The sequence below is a fragment of the Herbaspirillum sp. genome (genome assembly GCF_035644555.1).
In the GTDB taxonomy this organism is placed as follows: domain Bacteria; phylum Pseudomonadota; class Gammaproteobacteria; order Burkholderiales; family Burkholderiaceae_D; genus Herbaspirillum.
The window spans coordinates 1-14,421 of the sequence record NZ_DASQOH010000038.1 but is presented as its reverse complement, the minus strand read 5'-3'; the positions used below and the strand labels follow the sequence as shown (position 1 = coordinate 14,421).

At 64.9% G+C, this 14,421-nt stretch carries 11 protein-coding genes; 1 reads left to right on the top strand and 10 read right to left on the bottom strand.

Features of this window, described 5'->3' with window-relative positions; translation table 11 throughout:
* Window positions 1-97: 97 nt before the first annotated feature.
* The 6 genes from VE092_RS09520 to VE092_RS09495 all read right to left on the bottom strand — a co-directional run bounded on the left by VE092_RS09520 (window position 98) and on the right by VE092_RS09495 (window position 9,572).
* Window positions 98-1,027, bottom strand: coding sequence for a hypothetical protein (locus VE092_RS09520; protein ID WP_324876085.1), 930 nt, complete (start codon window positions 1,025-1,027; stop codon window positions 98-100).
* Between the two features lie 39 nt (window positions 1,028-1,066).
* Window positions 1,067-3,766, bottom strand: a complete 2,700-nt coding sequence (gene mutS, locus VE092_RS09515) for a DNA mismatch repair protein MutS (protein ID WP_324876083.1) — start codon at window positions 3,764-3,766, stop codon at window positions 1,067-1,069.
* Window positions 3,767-4,004: 238 nt separating this feature from the next.
* A complete protein-coding gene (locus tag VE092_RS09510; protein ID WP_324876081.1) occupies window positions 4,005-5,012 on the bottom strand; it encodes an NAD(P)-dependent alcohol dehydrogenase in 1,008 nt (335 codons plus the stop codon).
* 160 nt (window positions 5,013-5,172) lie between these two features.
* On the bottom strand, window positions 5,173-6,756 hold the full coding sequence (locus VE092_RS09505) for a DHA2 family efflux MFS transporter permease subunit (protein ID WP_324876078.1): 1,584 nt from the start codon (window positions 6,754-6,756) through the stop codon (window positions 5,173-5,175).
* A gap of 30 nt (window positions 6,757-6,786) precedes the next feature.
* Complete coding sequence (locus tag VE092_RS09500) at window positions 6,787-8,022, bottom strand: HlyD family efflux transporter periplasmic adaptor subunit (RefSeq protein WP_324876076.1); 1,236 nt, start codon at window positions 8,020-8,022, stop codon at window positions 6,787-6,789.
* 5 nt (window positions 8,023-8,027) lie between these two features.
* A complete protein-coding gene (locus tag VE092_RS09495) occupies window positions 8,028-9,572 on the bottom strand; it encodes an efflux transporter outer membrane subunit (RefSeq protein WP_324876074.1) in 1,545 nt (514 codons plus the stop codon).
* 244 nt (window positions 9,573-9,816) lie between these two features.
* Here VE092_RS09495 and VE092_RS09490 point away from each other — a divergent pair, with 244 nt between their 5' ends.
* Window positions 9,817-10,419: a TetR/AcrR family transcriptional regulator gene (locus tag VE092_RS09490; RefSeq protein ID WP_324876072.1), complete on the top strand. Its 603-nt coding sequence runs from the start codon at window positions 9,817-9,819 to the stop codon at window positions 10,417-10,419.
* A 9-nt stretch (window positions 10,420-10,428) separates the two neighbouring features.
* Here VE092_RS09490 and VE092_RS09485 read toward each other — a convergent pair whose 3' ends face one another.
* The 4 genes from VE092_RS09485 to xdhC form a co-directional block, all read right to left on the bottom strand.
* A complete protein-coding gene (locus VE092_RS09485) occupies window positions 10,429-11,412 on the bottom strand; it encodes a type II TA system antitoxin MqsA family protein (protein WP_324876070.1) in 984 nt (327 codons plus the stop codon).
* Complete coding sequence (locus tag VE092_RS09480; protein ID WP_324876068.1) at window positions 11,412-11,807, bottom strand: hypothetical protein; 396 nt, start codon at window positions 11,805-11,807, stop codon at window positions 11,412-11,414. The genes VE092_RS09485 and VE092_RS09480 overlap by 1 nt, the downstream gene beginning before the upstream one ends.
* Before the next feature lie 218 nt (window positions 11,808-12,025).
* Complete coding sequence (guaD, locus tag VE092_RS09475; protein ID WP_324876066.1) at window positions 12,026-13,324, bottom strand: guanine deaminase; 1,299 nt, start codon at window positions 13,322-13,324, stop codon at window positions 12,026-12,028.
* A 199-nt stretch (window positions 13,325-13,523) separates the two neighbouring features.
* The coding region (gene xdhC / locus VE092_RS09470; protein ID WP_324876065.1) for a xanthine dehydrogenase accessory protein XdhC at window positions 13,524-14,421 on the bottom strand (898 nt) is incomplete at its 5' end.

Genomic DNA, 14,421 nt, shown 5'->3' with positions numbered 1-14,421 from the left:
CGCGCCAGGCGCATCGGAAAGCAAAACGCCCGCAGCGTTCACTGCGGGCGTTTTTCATTTTTGCATCCAGCGTTGTGTGGTGAGCGAGCCGGAGCATTCAGCGTCGTTCCCCGTCCGCATCGGCCACTGCGAACAGCTGCGGCAGGTGATCGTCCACCACGATCTTGAGCCAGCGTTCGCCCACGCCCACATTGCCGAGATTGCCGGTCCACAGGATGTGCGCCGGCGTCCTGGGTTTGAGGGCCTGGGCATGCACCAGCAGCACGCGGCCCGGGAATTTGCCTGCCAGTTCCGAGAACAGCCGCCGCGTCTCCGCAAAGCCGTCGCGCTGGGTGCGGAAGAAGGAGCGCTTGGGCGGAGGCCCGAAGGGGTTGCCATCGCTGAAGAAGACGATGGCCGCGCTCTTCTTCAGCGCGGCGAAGGCGAACAGGTGTTGCAGCCAGTTGCGGTTGGCGATGAGCCTGTCCTCGAATTCATTGTTGCGCCCGCCGTCGAGCAGGAAGTGATTGTTGCCGGCTGGCAGGTTGACGGTGGCGAAGAGTACGTTGCCGACTTCCCAGCGGGTGTTCTCGGCGTAGCTGCGGAACTTTGGGGTAAGCGACTGGCGCAGCATGGGCAGCCGGGTTGCACCCAGGGAAAACTCGCCGGAATAGAAGATTTCGCGCATGCGCGCCAGGCGCTCGATGGCGTCCGACCGGTTTTCGCGGTCGCGGCAGGTGATCCAGTCACTGCCGGCCAGGGACATGAACACCCCGTTCTGCGCCTGTGACAGCATCTCGTGGCGGGCATTGTAGAGGCTGTCGTCGCAGCTTTCGGAGGGCGACTTGATGCCATTGACCACCACGAAGGCCAGATTGTCAGCATCGGTCTCGGCAATGGCCTGGCGCAGCGTGTCCGCGCCCCTGGCCCCGGCAGCGGCGTGATTGATGACCCCGAACGAGAAATCCTGCGATGCCGCCGATGCCGGCCCGGCCGTCAGGACCAGGGCGGCCAGCAGGGTGCGGAGCAGGAAGCGGCGTGGAGTCATGCGATCTTTCCGTGAAAGCAGCGGATGGGCCGCAGCGCCTCAATGGCTGCGCTGCAGGGCCTTGAGCTGGTAGAGCGCCTCCAGGGCCTGGCGCGGGGTCAGCGCATCGGGGTCGATCTGTTCCAGCGACTGCAGCAGCGCCTGGGCCAGCGGATCGGGTTCGACCGCAGGCGCGGCACCGCGTTCATCGTCTTCAGCCGTCGTGGCTTGGATGGAATCGTCCGGGTCCACAGCTTCGACGAATTGCGGCGAGCTGAACAGGTCGAACTGCGGCGTCGCCTGCATGGACTGACTCTCCAGCAGGGACAGGTGCTTGCGCGCCGCGCGGATCACCGGCGCCGGCACGCCGGCCAGCTGCGCCACTTGCAGGCCGTAGCTCTGCGAGGCCGGGCCGCTTTGTACCGCGTGCAGGAAGACGATGCTGTCCTTGTGCTCCACCGCCGAGAGGTGGACGTTGGCCGCCGTGGGATGGATGTCCGGCAACTGCGTCAGTTCGAAATAGTGGGTGGCGAAGAGCGTAAAGCTGCGCGTCACGTCGATGAGGTGCTTGGCGATGGCCCACGCCAGCGCCAGGCCATCGAAGGTGGAGGTGCCGCGCCCGACCTCGTCCATCAGCACCAGCGAATGCTCGGTGGCGTTGTTGAGGATGGCGGCCGATTCGGTCATCTCCACCATGAAGGTGGAGCGCCCGCCGGCCAGGTCGTCGGCTGCGCCGATGCGGGTGAAGATGCGGTCGATGGGGCCGATCACGGCACCGCTGGCCGGCACGAAGCTGCCCACGTAGGCCAGCAGCGTGATCAGCGCCACCTGGCGCATGAAGGTCGATTTACCGCCCATGTTGGGGCCGGTGATCAGCAGCAGCTTGCGCTCGGCCGCCAGCTGGCAGTCGTTGGCGATGAAGCGCTCGATCTGGTTTTCCACCACCGGGTGGCGGCCCTGCTCGATCTGGATGCAGGGTTCGTCCACCAGTTGCGGCGCGCACCAGTTGTTGCGCACGGCATGGTCGGCCAGCGCCACCAGGGTGTCGAGCTGGGCCAGCGCGTGGGCGATGGACTGCAGGCGCAGGATGTGCTCGCCCATGTCGTTGAGAAGCTGTTCATAGAGGAACTTCTCGCGCGACAGCGAACGTTCCTGCGCCGACAGTGCCTTGTCCTCGAAGGCCTTGAGCTCGGGGATGATGTAACGCTCGGCGTTCTTCAGCGTCTGGCGGCGGCGGTAGTCTTCCGGCACCTTGTCGGTCTGGCCGTGCGTGACTTCGATGTAGAAGCCATGCACCTTGTTGTATTCCACCCGCAGGTTGGCGATGCCGGTGCGCTCGCGCTCGCGGGCCTCCAGTTCCAGCAGGTACTGGCCGGCGTTTTCGGAAAGGCCGCGCAGCTCATCGAGTTCCGCATCGAAGCCGCGTGCGATCACGCCGCCATCGCGCACCATGGCAGCCGGTTCCAGCATGATGGCGCGTTCCAGCAGGTCCAGGCATTCCACCGGCGTGGCCAGGTCTTCATGCAACTGGCCCAGGAGTGGCGCATCGGCGTCACGTCCGCACATTTCCACATAGGCGCGCAGCGAGCCCAGTTGTTGCAGGCCGGCGCGCAGGCCGGCGAGGTCACGCGGACGGGCCGACAGCAGGGCGATGCGGGTGGTGATGCGTTCGATGTCGGGCACGGCCGCCAATGTGGCCGACAGGCCCGAGCAGGCGTCGGTGCGCATCAGCGCATTGATGGCGGCGTGGCGGCCGCGCGCCACCTGCTGGTCGCGCAGGGCGTGGTGCAGCCAGTGGCGCAGCAGGCGCGAACCCATGGCGGTGCGGCAGTGATCCAGCGTGGAGAACAGGGTGGGCGCCAGCGCATTGGCATCCTGGGAGCGGATGGTCTCGGTCAGTTCGAGGTTGCGGCGGGTGGCGGCGTCCAGGCCGATGAATTCGTTCTCGGATTCGACCGTCAGCGTGCGCACGTGCTGCAGGCCGCGTCCCTGGGTCGATTGCGCATAGCGCAGCAAGGCGCCGGCCGCGCAGATGGCCGGGCCCAGGCCGTCGGCACCGAAGCCGTGCAGGGTGGCCACACCTAGCTGGTCGAGCAGGGCCTTTTCGCTGCTTGGCTGGTCGAAGTGCCAGTCCGGTACCGTCACGGCGCGGTTGGGCAGGAGCGGCTCGCACTGCTCCAGCTGGCCGTCGGCCACCAGCACCTCGGCCGCCGAGATGCGTTCCAGTTCCTGCTTCACGCGGCCGTCCAGCAGGGTGGTCTCGACCGTGAATTCCATCATCTTCAGCGCGCCGCTGGCCATGGACAGCCAGGCCAGGCCCACCTGCATCTGCTTGCGTGACTTGGAGGGCAGCAATTGCATGGCCAGCAGGCAGCGTTCGGCCTTTTCGGGCAGCAGGTCAGAGTCGGTCAGGGTGCCGGGCGTGACCACCCGTACCACCTTGCGCTCCACCGGCCCCTTGCTGGTGGCGGGGTCGCCGATCTGCTCGCAGATCGCCACCGACTCGCCCAGCTTGATCAGCCGCGCCAGGTATTGCTCCACCGAGTGGAAGGGCACACCGGCCATCTTGATCGGGTTGCCGTTGGAGGAGCCGCGCTGGGTCAAAGTCACGCCCATCAGGCGCGAGGCCTTCTCGGCGTCGTCGAAGAACAGTTCGTAGAAATCGCCCATGCGGTAGAACACCAGCGTGTTGGGGTGATCTGCCTTGATGCGCAGGTACTGCTGCATCATCGGCGTGTGGGCGGCGAGGTCTTTGGTCATTGGTCACTCATGGCGATGCGTGGATCGCGTCTTGCAAGTTCGGGAATGCGGTGCCGCGCGGGCTGGCCTGGATCGGTGGCGATCGACAGGCCACGGCTGGCGGCGGGAAGTCAGTCGGGCGGCCCGGCGCGCGGGTCACCATAAATCAAAAATGCGGACCGTGGTCCGCATGCTTGAGCCGGGATTGTACGCGCTTGGCCGGGTGCAGCCAAGCGCGCAGCCGGAGCCTGCCTCGAATTCAATCGAACGAAATGACGATCTTGCCCGCATGTTCGCCCCGTTGCATGCGGGCAAAGCCTTCGGCCGCCTGCGCCAGCGGGAAGCTGGAGTCGATCAGGGGCTCGATGCGGTGCATCGCCATCATCCGAATCATGGCTTCCAGCCCTGCGCGCGAGCCCACGACCACACCCTGCATGCGGATCATCGGGCCGATCAGCTGGCGGATGTTGAGCGGGGTCTCCATGCCGCCGACGAAGCCGATGACACCCACAAAGCCATTGAAGCGCACCGCCGTGAGCGATTCGCCCAGGCTGCTGCCGGTGGTCTCGACCACGATGTCCACGCCGCGCCCCTCGGTGGCGGCGCGCACGGCCTGGCCCCAGGCCGGGATCTGCCTGTAGTTGATGACGGTGTCCACGCCCATGTCGCGCATCAATTGCGCCTTCTCGTCCGTCGAGGTCAGGCCGATCACCCGTGCGCCGGCGGCGCGGGCGAACTGGGCCGCGAACAGGGCCACTCCGCCGGTGCCTTGCACCAGCACCGTCTGGCCGGCCTGCAGGCCGCCTTGCTGCAGGCAGGACCAGGCGGTCAGGGCGGCGATGGGCAGGGTGCTGGCCTGGGCGTCGGAGAGGTAGTCCGGCGCGGCCACGGCGTCTTCGGCCGGCACCACCACGTAGTCCTGCAGCACGCCGGTCAGCGGTCCGCCCAGGCTGCCGCTGCTGCGTTGCTCGGGCGTGAGCGCGCCATCGCGCCAGCCCTGGATATAGACCGGGATGACGCGATCACCGGGCTTGAAACGGGTGACATCCTCGCCCACGGCTTCGACCACCCCGCAGGCATCCGAACAAGGGGTGTAGGGCAAGGGCAGGGAAGGCATGTAGCCGCCGCAGAGGATGGCGAGGTCGCGATAGTTCAGGCTGGCGGCCTTGACCTTGACCAGGATCTCGCCGCGTCGGGGCGTCGGGGTGGGCAGATCGACCAGGCTGAGACGGTCGATGGCGAAGGCGTCGGCTTGCAGTGCTCTCATGCGCACAGTCTCCTCGGGAGGTGAAGGAATGGGATGGCGCAGTCTAGCAAAATCGCTGCCGACGTGTCGGAGCGCAAAAAAACAGGCGGCCACCGAAGTGGCCGCCTGCCCAGTCCGCAGGGGGTGGACGGACTGTGGGGGGGAGGGGGAGCGGGTCTCGTCAGTGCGCAGACGAGGTATCGGCCACGCGGCTGGGTTTGGGCGCCAGCCACACTGCCAGGGCGGCCAGCGAGAAGGACACCGCCGCCATCATGAAGATGTGATTGGTGGCCAGCATCACTGCCTGGTTCTGTACCGTCTGTGCCAGCGAGGCGGTGGCCTGATCGGGACTCATGCCCGCAGCCACCATGCTGTTGACGGCTTCGCCACCGCGATCGACCAGGCCGGACAGTTCGGCATGGAAGAAGGTCGCATCGTTCTCCCAGCTGGTGTTGACGATGGAGGTGGCAATCGCCCCGGCCATGGTGCGGCAGAAACTCATCAGACCGGCCGCCGAGGCGGTTTCTTCCTCATTGACGCTGGACAGCGCCAGCCCGGTCAGCGGCACGAAGAACAGCGGCAGCCCGATGCCCTGCAGGAACAGCGGCCAACCGATCTGGAAGAAGGACATGTCGGTCGTGTTGAAGGCGCGCAGGAAGGTGATGAAACCCAGCCAGGTCACGCCGATGCAGACCAGCTTGCGGGCATCGATGGTGGTGGACATCTTGGCCACCATGGGCGCCGTCATCACCGCCAGGATGCCGGTCAGGGCCGAGATGCAGCCCGACCAGGTAGCGGTATAGCCCATGTAGCCCTGCAGCCAGAGCGGGGTCAGCACCACCGAGCCGAAGAAGGCACCAAAGGCCAGGCAGATGGTGGTCACGCTGGCCGTGAAGCCGCGATGACGGAATACGCGCAGGTCGACGATGGGGTTGCGTTCGGTCAGTTCCCAGATCAGGAATGCGATGAAAAACACCACCGCCGTCACCGCCAGCAGCACGATTTCAGTCGAAGCGAACCAGTCCTTTTCCTTGCCTTCATCCAGCATCAGCTGCAGCGCCGCGACCCACACCACCATCAGGATCAGGCCCACGCGATCGATCGGCAGCTTGAACATCCTGGTTTCGAAGCGCTTGAGCATGCGCCAGCCGATGTAGCCGCAGATCAGGGCCACCGGCACGTTGATCCAGAAGATGTAGGGCCAGCTGTACTGGTCGCACAGCACGCCGCCCAGGATCGGGCCGGCAATCGGTGCCACCAGCGTGGTCATGGCCCACAGGCCGACCGCAGCGGGCGCTTTTTCCTTGGGGAAGATGCGCAGCAGCAGGGTCTGCGACAGCGGCATCAGGGGACCACCGGCCAGGCCCTGCATCACGCGGAAGGCGATCAGCATGCCCAGCGAATTGGCCAGGCCGCACAGGGCTGAGAACAGCCCGAACATGACCATCGACAGGATGAAGACGCGCACCGTGCCGAAACGGTTGGCCAGCCAGCCGGTCAGTGGCACCGTGATGGCTTCGGCCACCGCGTAGGAGGTGATGACGTAGGTACCCTGGCTGGTGGAGGCGCCAAGTGCCCCGGCGATGGTCGAGACCGAGACGTTGGCGATGGTGGTATCGAGCACGGCGATGAAGTTGGCCGCCGCCAGCAGGATGCCGGCGCCGACCAGTTGGCCGCCGCTCAGTGGTGCTTCGAACGGTGCCGGCCGGGCCGTGGGCGGAGGTGCGGGCGGCGAGCCGGCATCTGCGCTGAGTGTGGATGACATGGGAAACCTCTTCTTCTCGTGGGGCCTGGCTTACAGCGCGGCGGCCCTGGTCTCGGTGTTCTGCGCGGTCTTGGGCTGGACGTCGCCGGCCTGGATCTGGCCGCGGGTATCGATTTCCACCTCCATCGACAGGCCCACCGACAGCGGGCGCTGCGCCAGTTCCTTGGGATCCAGCGAGATGCGGACCGGCAGGCGCTGGACCACCTTGATCCAGTTACCGGTGGCGTTCTGCGCCGGGATCACGGCAAAGGCCGAGCCAGTACCGCCGGAGAGGCCCGTGACCACGCCGTGGTATTCCACCGAGCCGCCGTAGAGGTCAGCCTTCATGGTCACCGGCTGGCCGATGCGCACCTTGGTCAACTGGCCTTCCTTGAAGTTGGCGTCCACGTGCATCTGCTGCAGCGGCACCACCGACAGCAGGGTGGCGCCACTCTGCACGCGCTGGCCGACCTGCACCTGGCGGCGGGCGATCACGCCGTCGACGGGGGCGCGCAGGACGGTACGTTCCAGGTCCAGGCGGGCCTGGTCGAGCTTGGCGCGGGCCAGTACCACTTCGGGGTTGTCTTCCACGGTGGTGTTGGCGGTCAGCACCGTGCTGGCCTTCTGCGCGCCCTGGGTGGCCTTGATGTTGGCGCGTGATTGCACTTCGGCCGCTTCGGCTGCCTTCAGGTTGGCCTGGGCGGTCAGCAGGGCGGTGCGGGCGTTGCTCAATTCCTCGCCCGAGACCGAGCCCGACTTGGCCAGTGCTTCGCGGCGCTGCAGGTCGATCTCGGCACGCTTGAGGTCGGCCTGGGCCGACAGCAACTGCGCACCGGCGCGCTTCTGCTCGGCTTCGCGGGCCAGCACCTGGGCTGCCAGGCCGGCGTCATTGGCGAAGAAGCCCTTGACCTTGCGCTCGGTGCGGTCCAGGTCGGCAGCGGCCTGGTCCACTGCCAGCCGGGCGTCGGCGTCATCGATGCGCACCAGTACCTGGCCCTTCTTGACGGCCTGGGTATCGACCACGTCCACGGCCGACACGATGCCGTTGACGGCCGGGGTGACGGTGGCGATCTCGGTGGCGGTGTAGGCATTGTCGGTCTCGACATAGCGCGAGCCGATCAGGTACCAGTAGGCGCCGTAGCCGACGGCCGCGATGGCGACCACGCCGCCGAAGATGGAGAAGAGCTTCTTGCGCTTTTGCGCGGCCGCAGCCTGGGCCGCGGCTTCATTGCGTTGCTTGGCGTCGTCGGCCAGGGTCTGGGTCGCTTGGGAGTCGCTGTGGGACATGATGATCAACCTTTCGCTTGCGTATGTGGCATATCGGTATGGGGCGCGTCGGCGCTGTTCTGGCTGCTGCGGTCGTCGGCGACGCGGTAGCCACCGCCCAGGGCGCGCACCAGCGCGACATCCAGGGTGAACATGCGCGAGCGCAGGTCGGAGAGCTGGCGCAGGTTGCTGATGAGCGTGTCCTGCGCATTGAGTACGTCGAGGTAGTTGGCCAGGCCGCCGTTGTAACGGTTGCTGACGATGCGATAGGCCTCCTCGGCCGCATCGGCGGCGGCTTGTACGTCGGCCAGGCGACCGGCCAGGGCCTTTTCGCTCACGCCGACATCGGCCACGTCCTGCAGGGCCTGGGTGACGGCCTGGTCGTAGTTGGCCACGGCTTCGTCATAGCTGGCGCTGGCCGAGCGGAACTGTCCGCGCAGGCGACCGCCGTTGAAGATCGGCAGCGAGATCGCCGGGCCGACGCTGCCGATGTCCGAACCGCTGCGCGTGAGCATATCAATGCCCAGCGACTGGAAACCGAAGTAGGCCGTCAGGTTGACGTTGGGATAGAAGGCCGCGCGCGCCACCTTGATCTGCTTGCCAGCGGCTTCTGCACGCAGGCGTGCGGCCACGATGTCGGGCCGGCGGCCCAGCAGTTCTACCGGCAGTTGCGCAGGCAGGGCGAAGGGCTTGGACAGGTCGATCTTCGGGCGGACCAGTTGCAGGCCACGATCCGGCCCGGCGCCCAGCAGTGCGGCCAGCTTGTTGCGCTGCAGGCCGATGGATTCGTCGGTGGCCTTCAGGTCGGCCTGGGCAATCGCGCGACGCGCTTCCATCTGCTTGACCGAACCGCGCGTTTCCAGGCCGTTGCCGAAACGCTGGTTGAACAGGTCCAGGCTTTCCACCCGCACCTTCAGGGCGGCTTCGTTGGTATCGCGCTGGGCATACAGCTGGGCTAGGTCGGCATAGGCCGAGGCAATCGAGGTGGCCAGCGTGATGCGGGCCTGGGCGGCATCGGCGCGGCTGGCTTCCAGTTCCGAGGTGGCCGAGGCCAGTGCGGCGCGGTTCTTGCCCCAGAAGTCGATCTCGTAGCTGAAGTCCAGGGTGGTGCGGGTTTCGTTGTTGTAACCCTTGGGGACGAAATCGGGCGGCACGCCATTGTTATAGGACTGCTTCATCCGGTCCAGCGATGCATTGGCGCTGATCTGCGGAGACAGCGCTGCACCCTGCTGCTGGGCCGCGCCTTCGGCCTTCATCAGCCGCGCCTTGGCCACGGCCATGGAGGGCGCGCCTTGCAGGCCTTCCGCGATGAGGGCATCCAGTTGCGCATCTCCATAGACCTTCCACCATTGGTCGCTCGGCCAGGCCGCCTGCACGGCGCTGGCCGCCAGCGTCTGGCTGCTCTGGTATTGGCCGATGGTCTTGGGCTCGGCGCGCGGGCCGAGATCGGTGAAGGACGCGCAACCGGCCATGAGGACTGCCGTCAGCGCGGCGACCGAGACCGTCCTGGCTCGGCGCCAGGGCAGGGCACCTGGCCCCGCTGGGCCTCGTGGAGATGAAGATCTATTCATGATTTTGTAATGTGGGGTGAACAACTGAATCAGGAATTATTGGGTTTTAAAACTGTACAGTTCAGTATAGTATTGGGTTTTATGAATAGTCAAGATCGATTGCGATAAATTGCTCGTCTTTGTGCGGCAATGCCGCAACAGTGATTTCCTACAGGCATTTGATGTGATTCCGGCGGCTTTGGATGGCTTCTCCGCCTATAATTCGATATTGGCCGCTACCCCGGCCTGCATCACAGGAAAATTCATGCGCAAGAAAAGCGAAGAACGCCGGCAGGCGATGATCGACACGGCTGCCGAGGTGTTCAACGAGATCGGTTTCGAGGCCGCCTCGATGGCGGAGATCTCGGCCCGCATCGGCGGCTCCAAGGCCACGCTCTACAACTATTTCAACTCCAAGGAAGAAATCTTCGTGGAGGTGATGATGAAACAGGTGGGGTGCCAGTTCGAAGAACTGTTCATGGCCTTACGCAACGAAGACGATCTGAAAACCGGTTTATTGCGTCTGGCGACGCATTATTTGAGTGTGGTGTTCCGGCCCGAGGTGATTGCCGTCAAACGGCTGGCGTCGTATTACGCCGGCAAGTCCGATCTGGGCCCCATGCTCTACGAGCGCGGTCCCCGTCGCGGCTGGACCCGCATCGCCGAGTTCCTGAAGGTCAAGATGGACGAGGGCAAGCTGCATGGCGGCGATCCCTGGATCGCCGCCATGCAGTTCCGGGGCTTGATGGAGGCGGAATGGATGGAGATGCGCGTGCTCAACGTGGTCACCGACATCACGCCGCAACAGCAGCGCGAATCGGCCGAGCGGGCAGTCCTGGCATTCATCTACCTGTACCAGCCGCGCTGAGGCGGGTTTTCAGAAGCTCAATGCGGCCGCGTGCTGGTAGCCGATCGTCATGCCCATCGGTGTGGCGATCCAGGCCTCTTCCCGGTGGGAGGCTTCCGAGATATCGTTGGCCGTCATTTTGGCAAAGCGCTTCTTGATATCGAGCAGCAGGGCCAGTTCCTCTTCATCGAAGCAGTTCCGGTCCGACGCCAGCAGCGGCAGGACCTGTGTTCCCTCAATGACGCCCACCTTCACTTCCACCTGGCGAATCAGGCCACGTTGTTCCAGCAGCGAGAACAGCAGCCGAAACGCCGAAGGCACCGGTCCATACGGCAGGCGTTCATAGGCCAGTCCGGACAGGCTGCGTCCCCGTTGCTTATAGAAACTGAAGTCGCTGTAGAACAGCAGCTTGTTGAGTTTCGTGACGAAGACGCCTTCCGGTTCGCTCAGCAGCAGCACCAGTTGCCCCAGCTTCTCCAGGTGGATGCCCTCGGCCGGTGCAGTACGCACGCTGGCCAGAAAGGCCTTTTCCAGCGCCTGGGCGGCGGCCTTCTTTTCGAGATCAGCCAGCAGGCGGGAACGCACCTGCGGTGCCAGGTCGGCGGCGGTGCGCACCAGTTCCATGGCGGTCTCGGCCGAGCTCATGGCCATGCGCATGGCCTTGTCATGGGCATCGGACTGCAGCTTGCCGTTCTCGTAGCGACTGACGGTGGCCACGCCCCAGCCGAGTACGGCCGCCAGTTCGACCTGGGACAGTCCGAGCGACTTGCGCCACGCCGTCAGTTGCGCCGGCCGGACCATGCCGTGCTTGTCGCGATACAGATCGCGCGCCAGGGCCAGGCTGTCGTCCATCTCCATCGTCTGGAAACTTTCGCCGCAGCGCTGGCAGGCGAAATAGTTCACCGGAACCTCGAAGGCTTCCTTGTTCACCGTCCGGATTTCGGTCGTACTCACGGCCTGTACCGTGCCTTCGCCGGCACAGTTGGGGCAGATATCGAAAAGCTTGTTGTCCATCAGACGCTCCATTGAACGAGGGGCTTGGAGAGGGGAAAGGTCATCGTCCTCTCAGGGGGATGGAAGGACATGCAGGTGGTCTTGCGGCCGTCCTTGCTGACTGCCAGGCAGAGCTTGATGTACACCCGCCGAACTACCTGTTCCTCATCGACCCACTGGATGACGGCCTTGCCGAAGTGCCACACCCAACCCGCACCCCAGTCGTTCTGATTCGGGCCGTAGCTGTAATCTTCCACGCGCAGTTGTCTGAGCGCCTTGATCACGTCGCGCATGTCGAAATCGAGTTCATCCAGGAAATCCAGCGTCTTGCGCTGGCGCGAAAGGATGATTTCCTTCGGGTTGATGGCAGACAGCTGATTGAGAAAACCTTGGACCTGCAAGCGGGTGGCAGACATCGTATGGGCTCCAATATAAATCAATTGATAAGTAAATGGTTGATACATATCAAATGATGTTTCTCAGTAGATACATTTGAGCTTTGGATGCTCCATCAATTAGCGTCCGTGTGGTCACGAAAAGGTTGGAAAAAAATAAAGAAAAAGGCAGGCGTAAAAAAGCCCGGCTTACCGCAAGGGCAAGCCGGGCCACATGATGGCGGCCTGATGTGAAGCGATCAGCGCTGATGCACCTTCACTCCGGCCGAATAGGTCGCGGCAATGGCGCGGTCGTCCCCCAGGATAGCCAGGGCGAACAACTGTTCTTCCAGGCTGTCGGTGGTCGCACTGCGGCGCGCCAGCAAGGGCGTGGCCTGCGGATCGAGGACGACGAAGTCGGCGTCGCAGCCCGGCGTGAAGCTGCCGATGGTCCCCTCCAGTTGCAGGGCGCGTGCACCGCCCAGGGTGGCGAGGTAGAACATGCGCTGCGCCGGCAGATAGGTGCCGCCCATGCGCGCCACCTTGTACAGCTCGTTCATGGTCTGCAGCATCGAGAAGCTGGTGCCGCCACCGACGTCGGTGGCCAGCGACAGCGGTACGCGGGCCGCGTCGGCGCGGGCAAAGTCGAACAGGCCACTGCCCAGGAACAGGTTGGACGTCGGGCACAAGGTCGCAGCCGACTGCGTGGCCGCCATGCGCGCGCGGTCCTGGTCGTCCAGCCAGATGCAGTGTGCATACAGGGCGCGCTGGCGCATGAGGCCGTAGCCATCATAGACGTCCAGGTAGCTGCGCGCGTCGGGGTAGAGCTCCTTGACCCACTTCACTTCGTCGGTGTTCTCGGCCACATGGGTCTGGATATACGTATCCGGATATTGCGCCGCCAGTTCACCGGCCAGCTTCATCTGCGCAGGCGTGGACGTCGGTGCGAAACGCACGGTGATGGCGTAATGCTGGCGTCCCTTGTTGTGCCAGCGCTGGATCAGCGCCTCGCTCTCGCGTACGCCGCTCTCGGCCGTGTCACGCAGGAAATCGGGGGCATTGCGGTCCATCAGGCACTTGCCGGCCACCATGCGCAGGTTGCGCGCATGGCTGGCGCTGAAGAAGGCATCCACCGACTGCGGATGCACGGTGCAATACACCGCCGCACTGGTGGTGCCATTGCGCAGCAGTTCACTGAGGAAGAAATCGGCCACTTCGGCCGCATGCTCGGGCTGCTGGAAGCGACGTTCGGCCGGGAAGGTGTAGTTTTCCAGCCAGGGCAGCAGGCCCGGCGCGGGGGAACCGATGATGTCGGTCTGCGGGTAGTGGACGTGGGTGTCGATGAAGCCGGGGCAGAGGATCTTGCCGCGCAGGTCCTCGATGGCGGTGCCAGGCGGCAGGCTGGCGGCCAGCGCGGCATGGTCGCCGGCGGCCTGGATCTTGCCGTCCCGGACCAGCAGCAGGCCGTCGCTGTGCCAGTGCGTGGCGTGTTCGTCGAAGGCAGGATCGTTGCTGAAGTACAGCAGGCTGGCGCGGTAGGCTTGCAGGGATGGGCTCATGGTATTTCCTCGTTGCAGGCGGCCTGGCGCTCATTGGGCGCAGACCGTCGATTCAATATTCATCATACTGGAAGGCACAGACGTGAAGATGCTTTCCGTACAGGGATAGGGTGGAATCGATGGGGAAATCCGATTGTGTCTGGCGCCTGGAGCGGGACCGGTGATGCGGATTTCCGGAGGGTGACGGCAGGGTGTTCCTTCAGCCTCTGCCGTCCAGAGCGTGTGTGACCAGGGAAGAGGGATGGCGTTGCGCGGCCGGCTGGCGGGACCGCAATTCCCACAACTGCATCAGTTGGGCTACCACCGCGATGGCGATACTGGCCGGCTCCTTGCCGTAGATGCCGGGAATGCCGATGGGGCAGGTGATGCGTTCCAGCTGCTGCGCACTGAAGCCGCGTTCGGCCAGGCGATGTTCGAACTGCCTGCGCTTGGTGATCGACCCGATCAGGCCGAACCAGGCCGCATCTCCGCGCTTCAGGATGCGTTCGGTCAGTTGCTGGTCGAGGGCGTGGCTGTGGGTCATCACGAGATAGTACGCACCCGGCTCGGCCATGTCCACCGCGGCATTGGGCACGTCGGTGGCTTCGGTGCTGATCTGCGCCGGCAGGTCGGGCGGGAACATGTCTTCCCGCTCATCCACCCATAGCACCCGGCAGGGTAGCGTGGACAAGACCTTGACGATGGCGGCACCCACATGGCCGGCGCCGAACAGCACCACCTGCGGCTGGTGCGCACGACACAGGTCCAGCAGCCAGCGGCGGCCCTGTTGGTCGCGCACCAGCTGCGTCTGGCTTGCTGTACGCACCCTGTCCTGCAGCGTGTGCTGCGGGCCATCAGGTTGCAGCAGTTGCATGGGCTCGGGATGGTCCAGTGGCAAGGCCCGCCACCGGTCATTTCCACGGGTCCATGATTGCTCCAGTGCCTGCCACAGCTGCAATGCCTCGGCATCGCTGGCTATCCGTTCGAAACAGAGAAACACCACGCCACCGCAGCATTGTCCCAGGCTGGGACCCAGCGCGATGCGCTCCAGCCGCCGCTGCCCATCCAGCCGGGCGGGATCGTCCTGCAGCATGGCGCGTGCGATCTGCGCGGCGCGC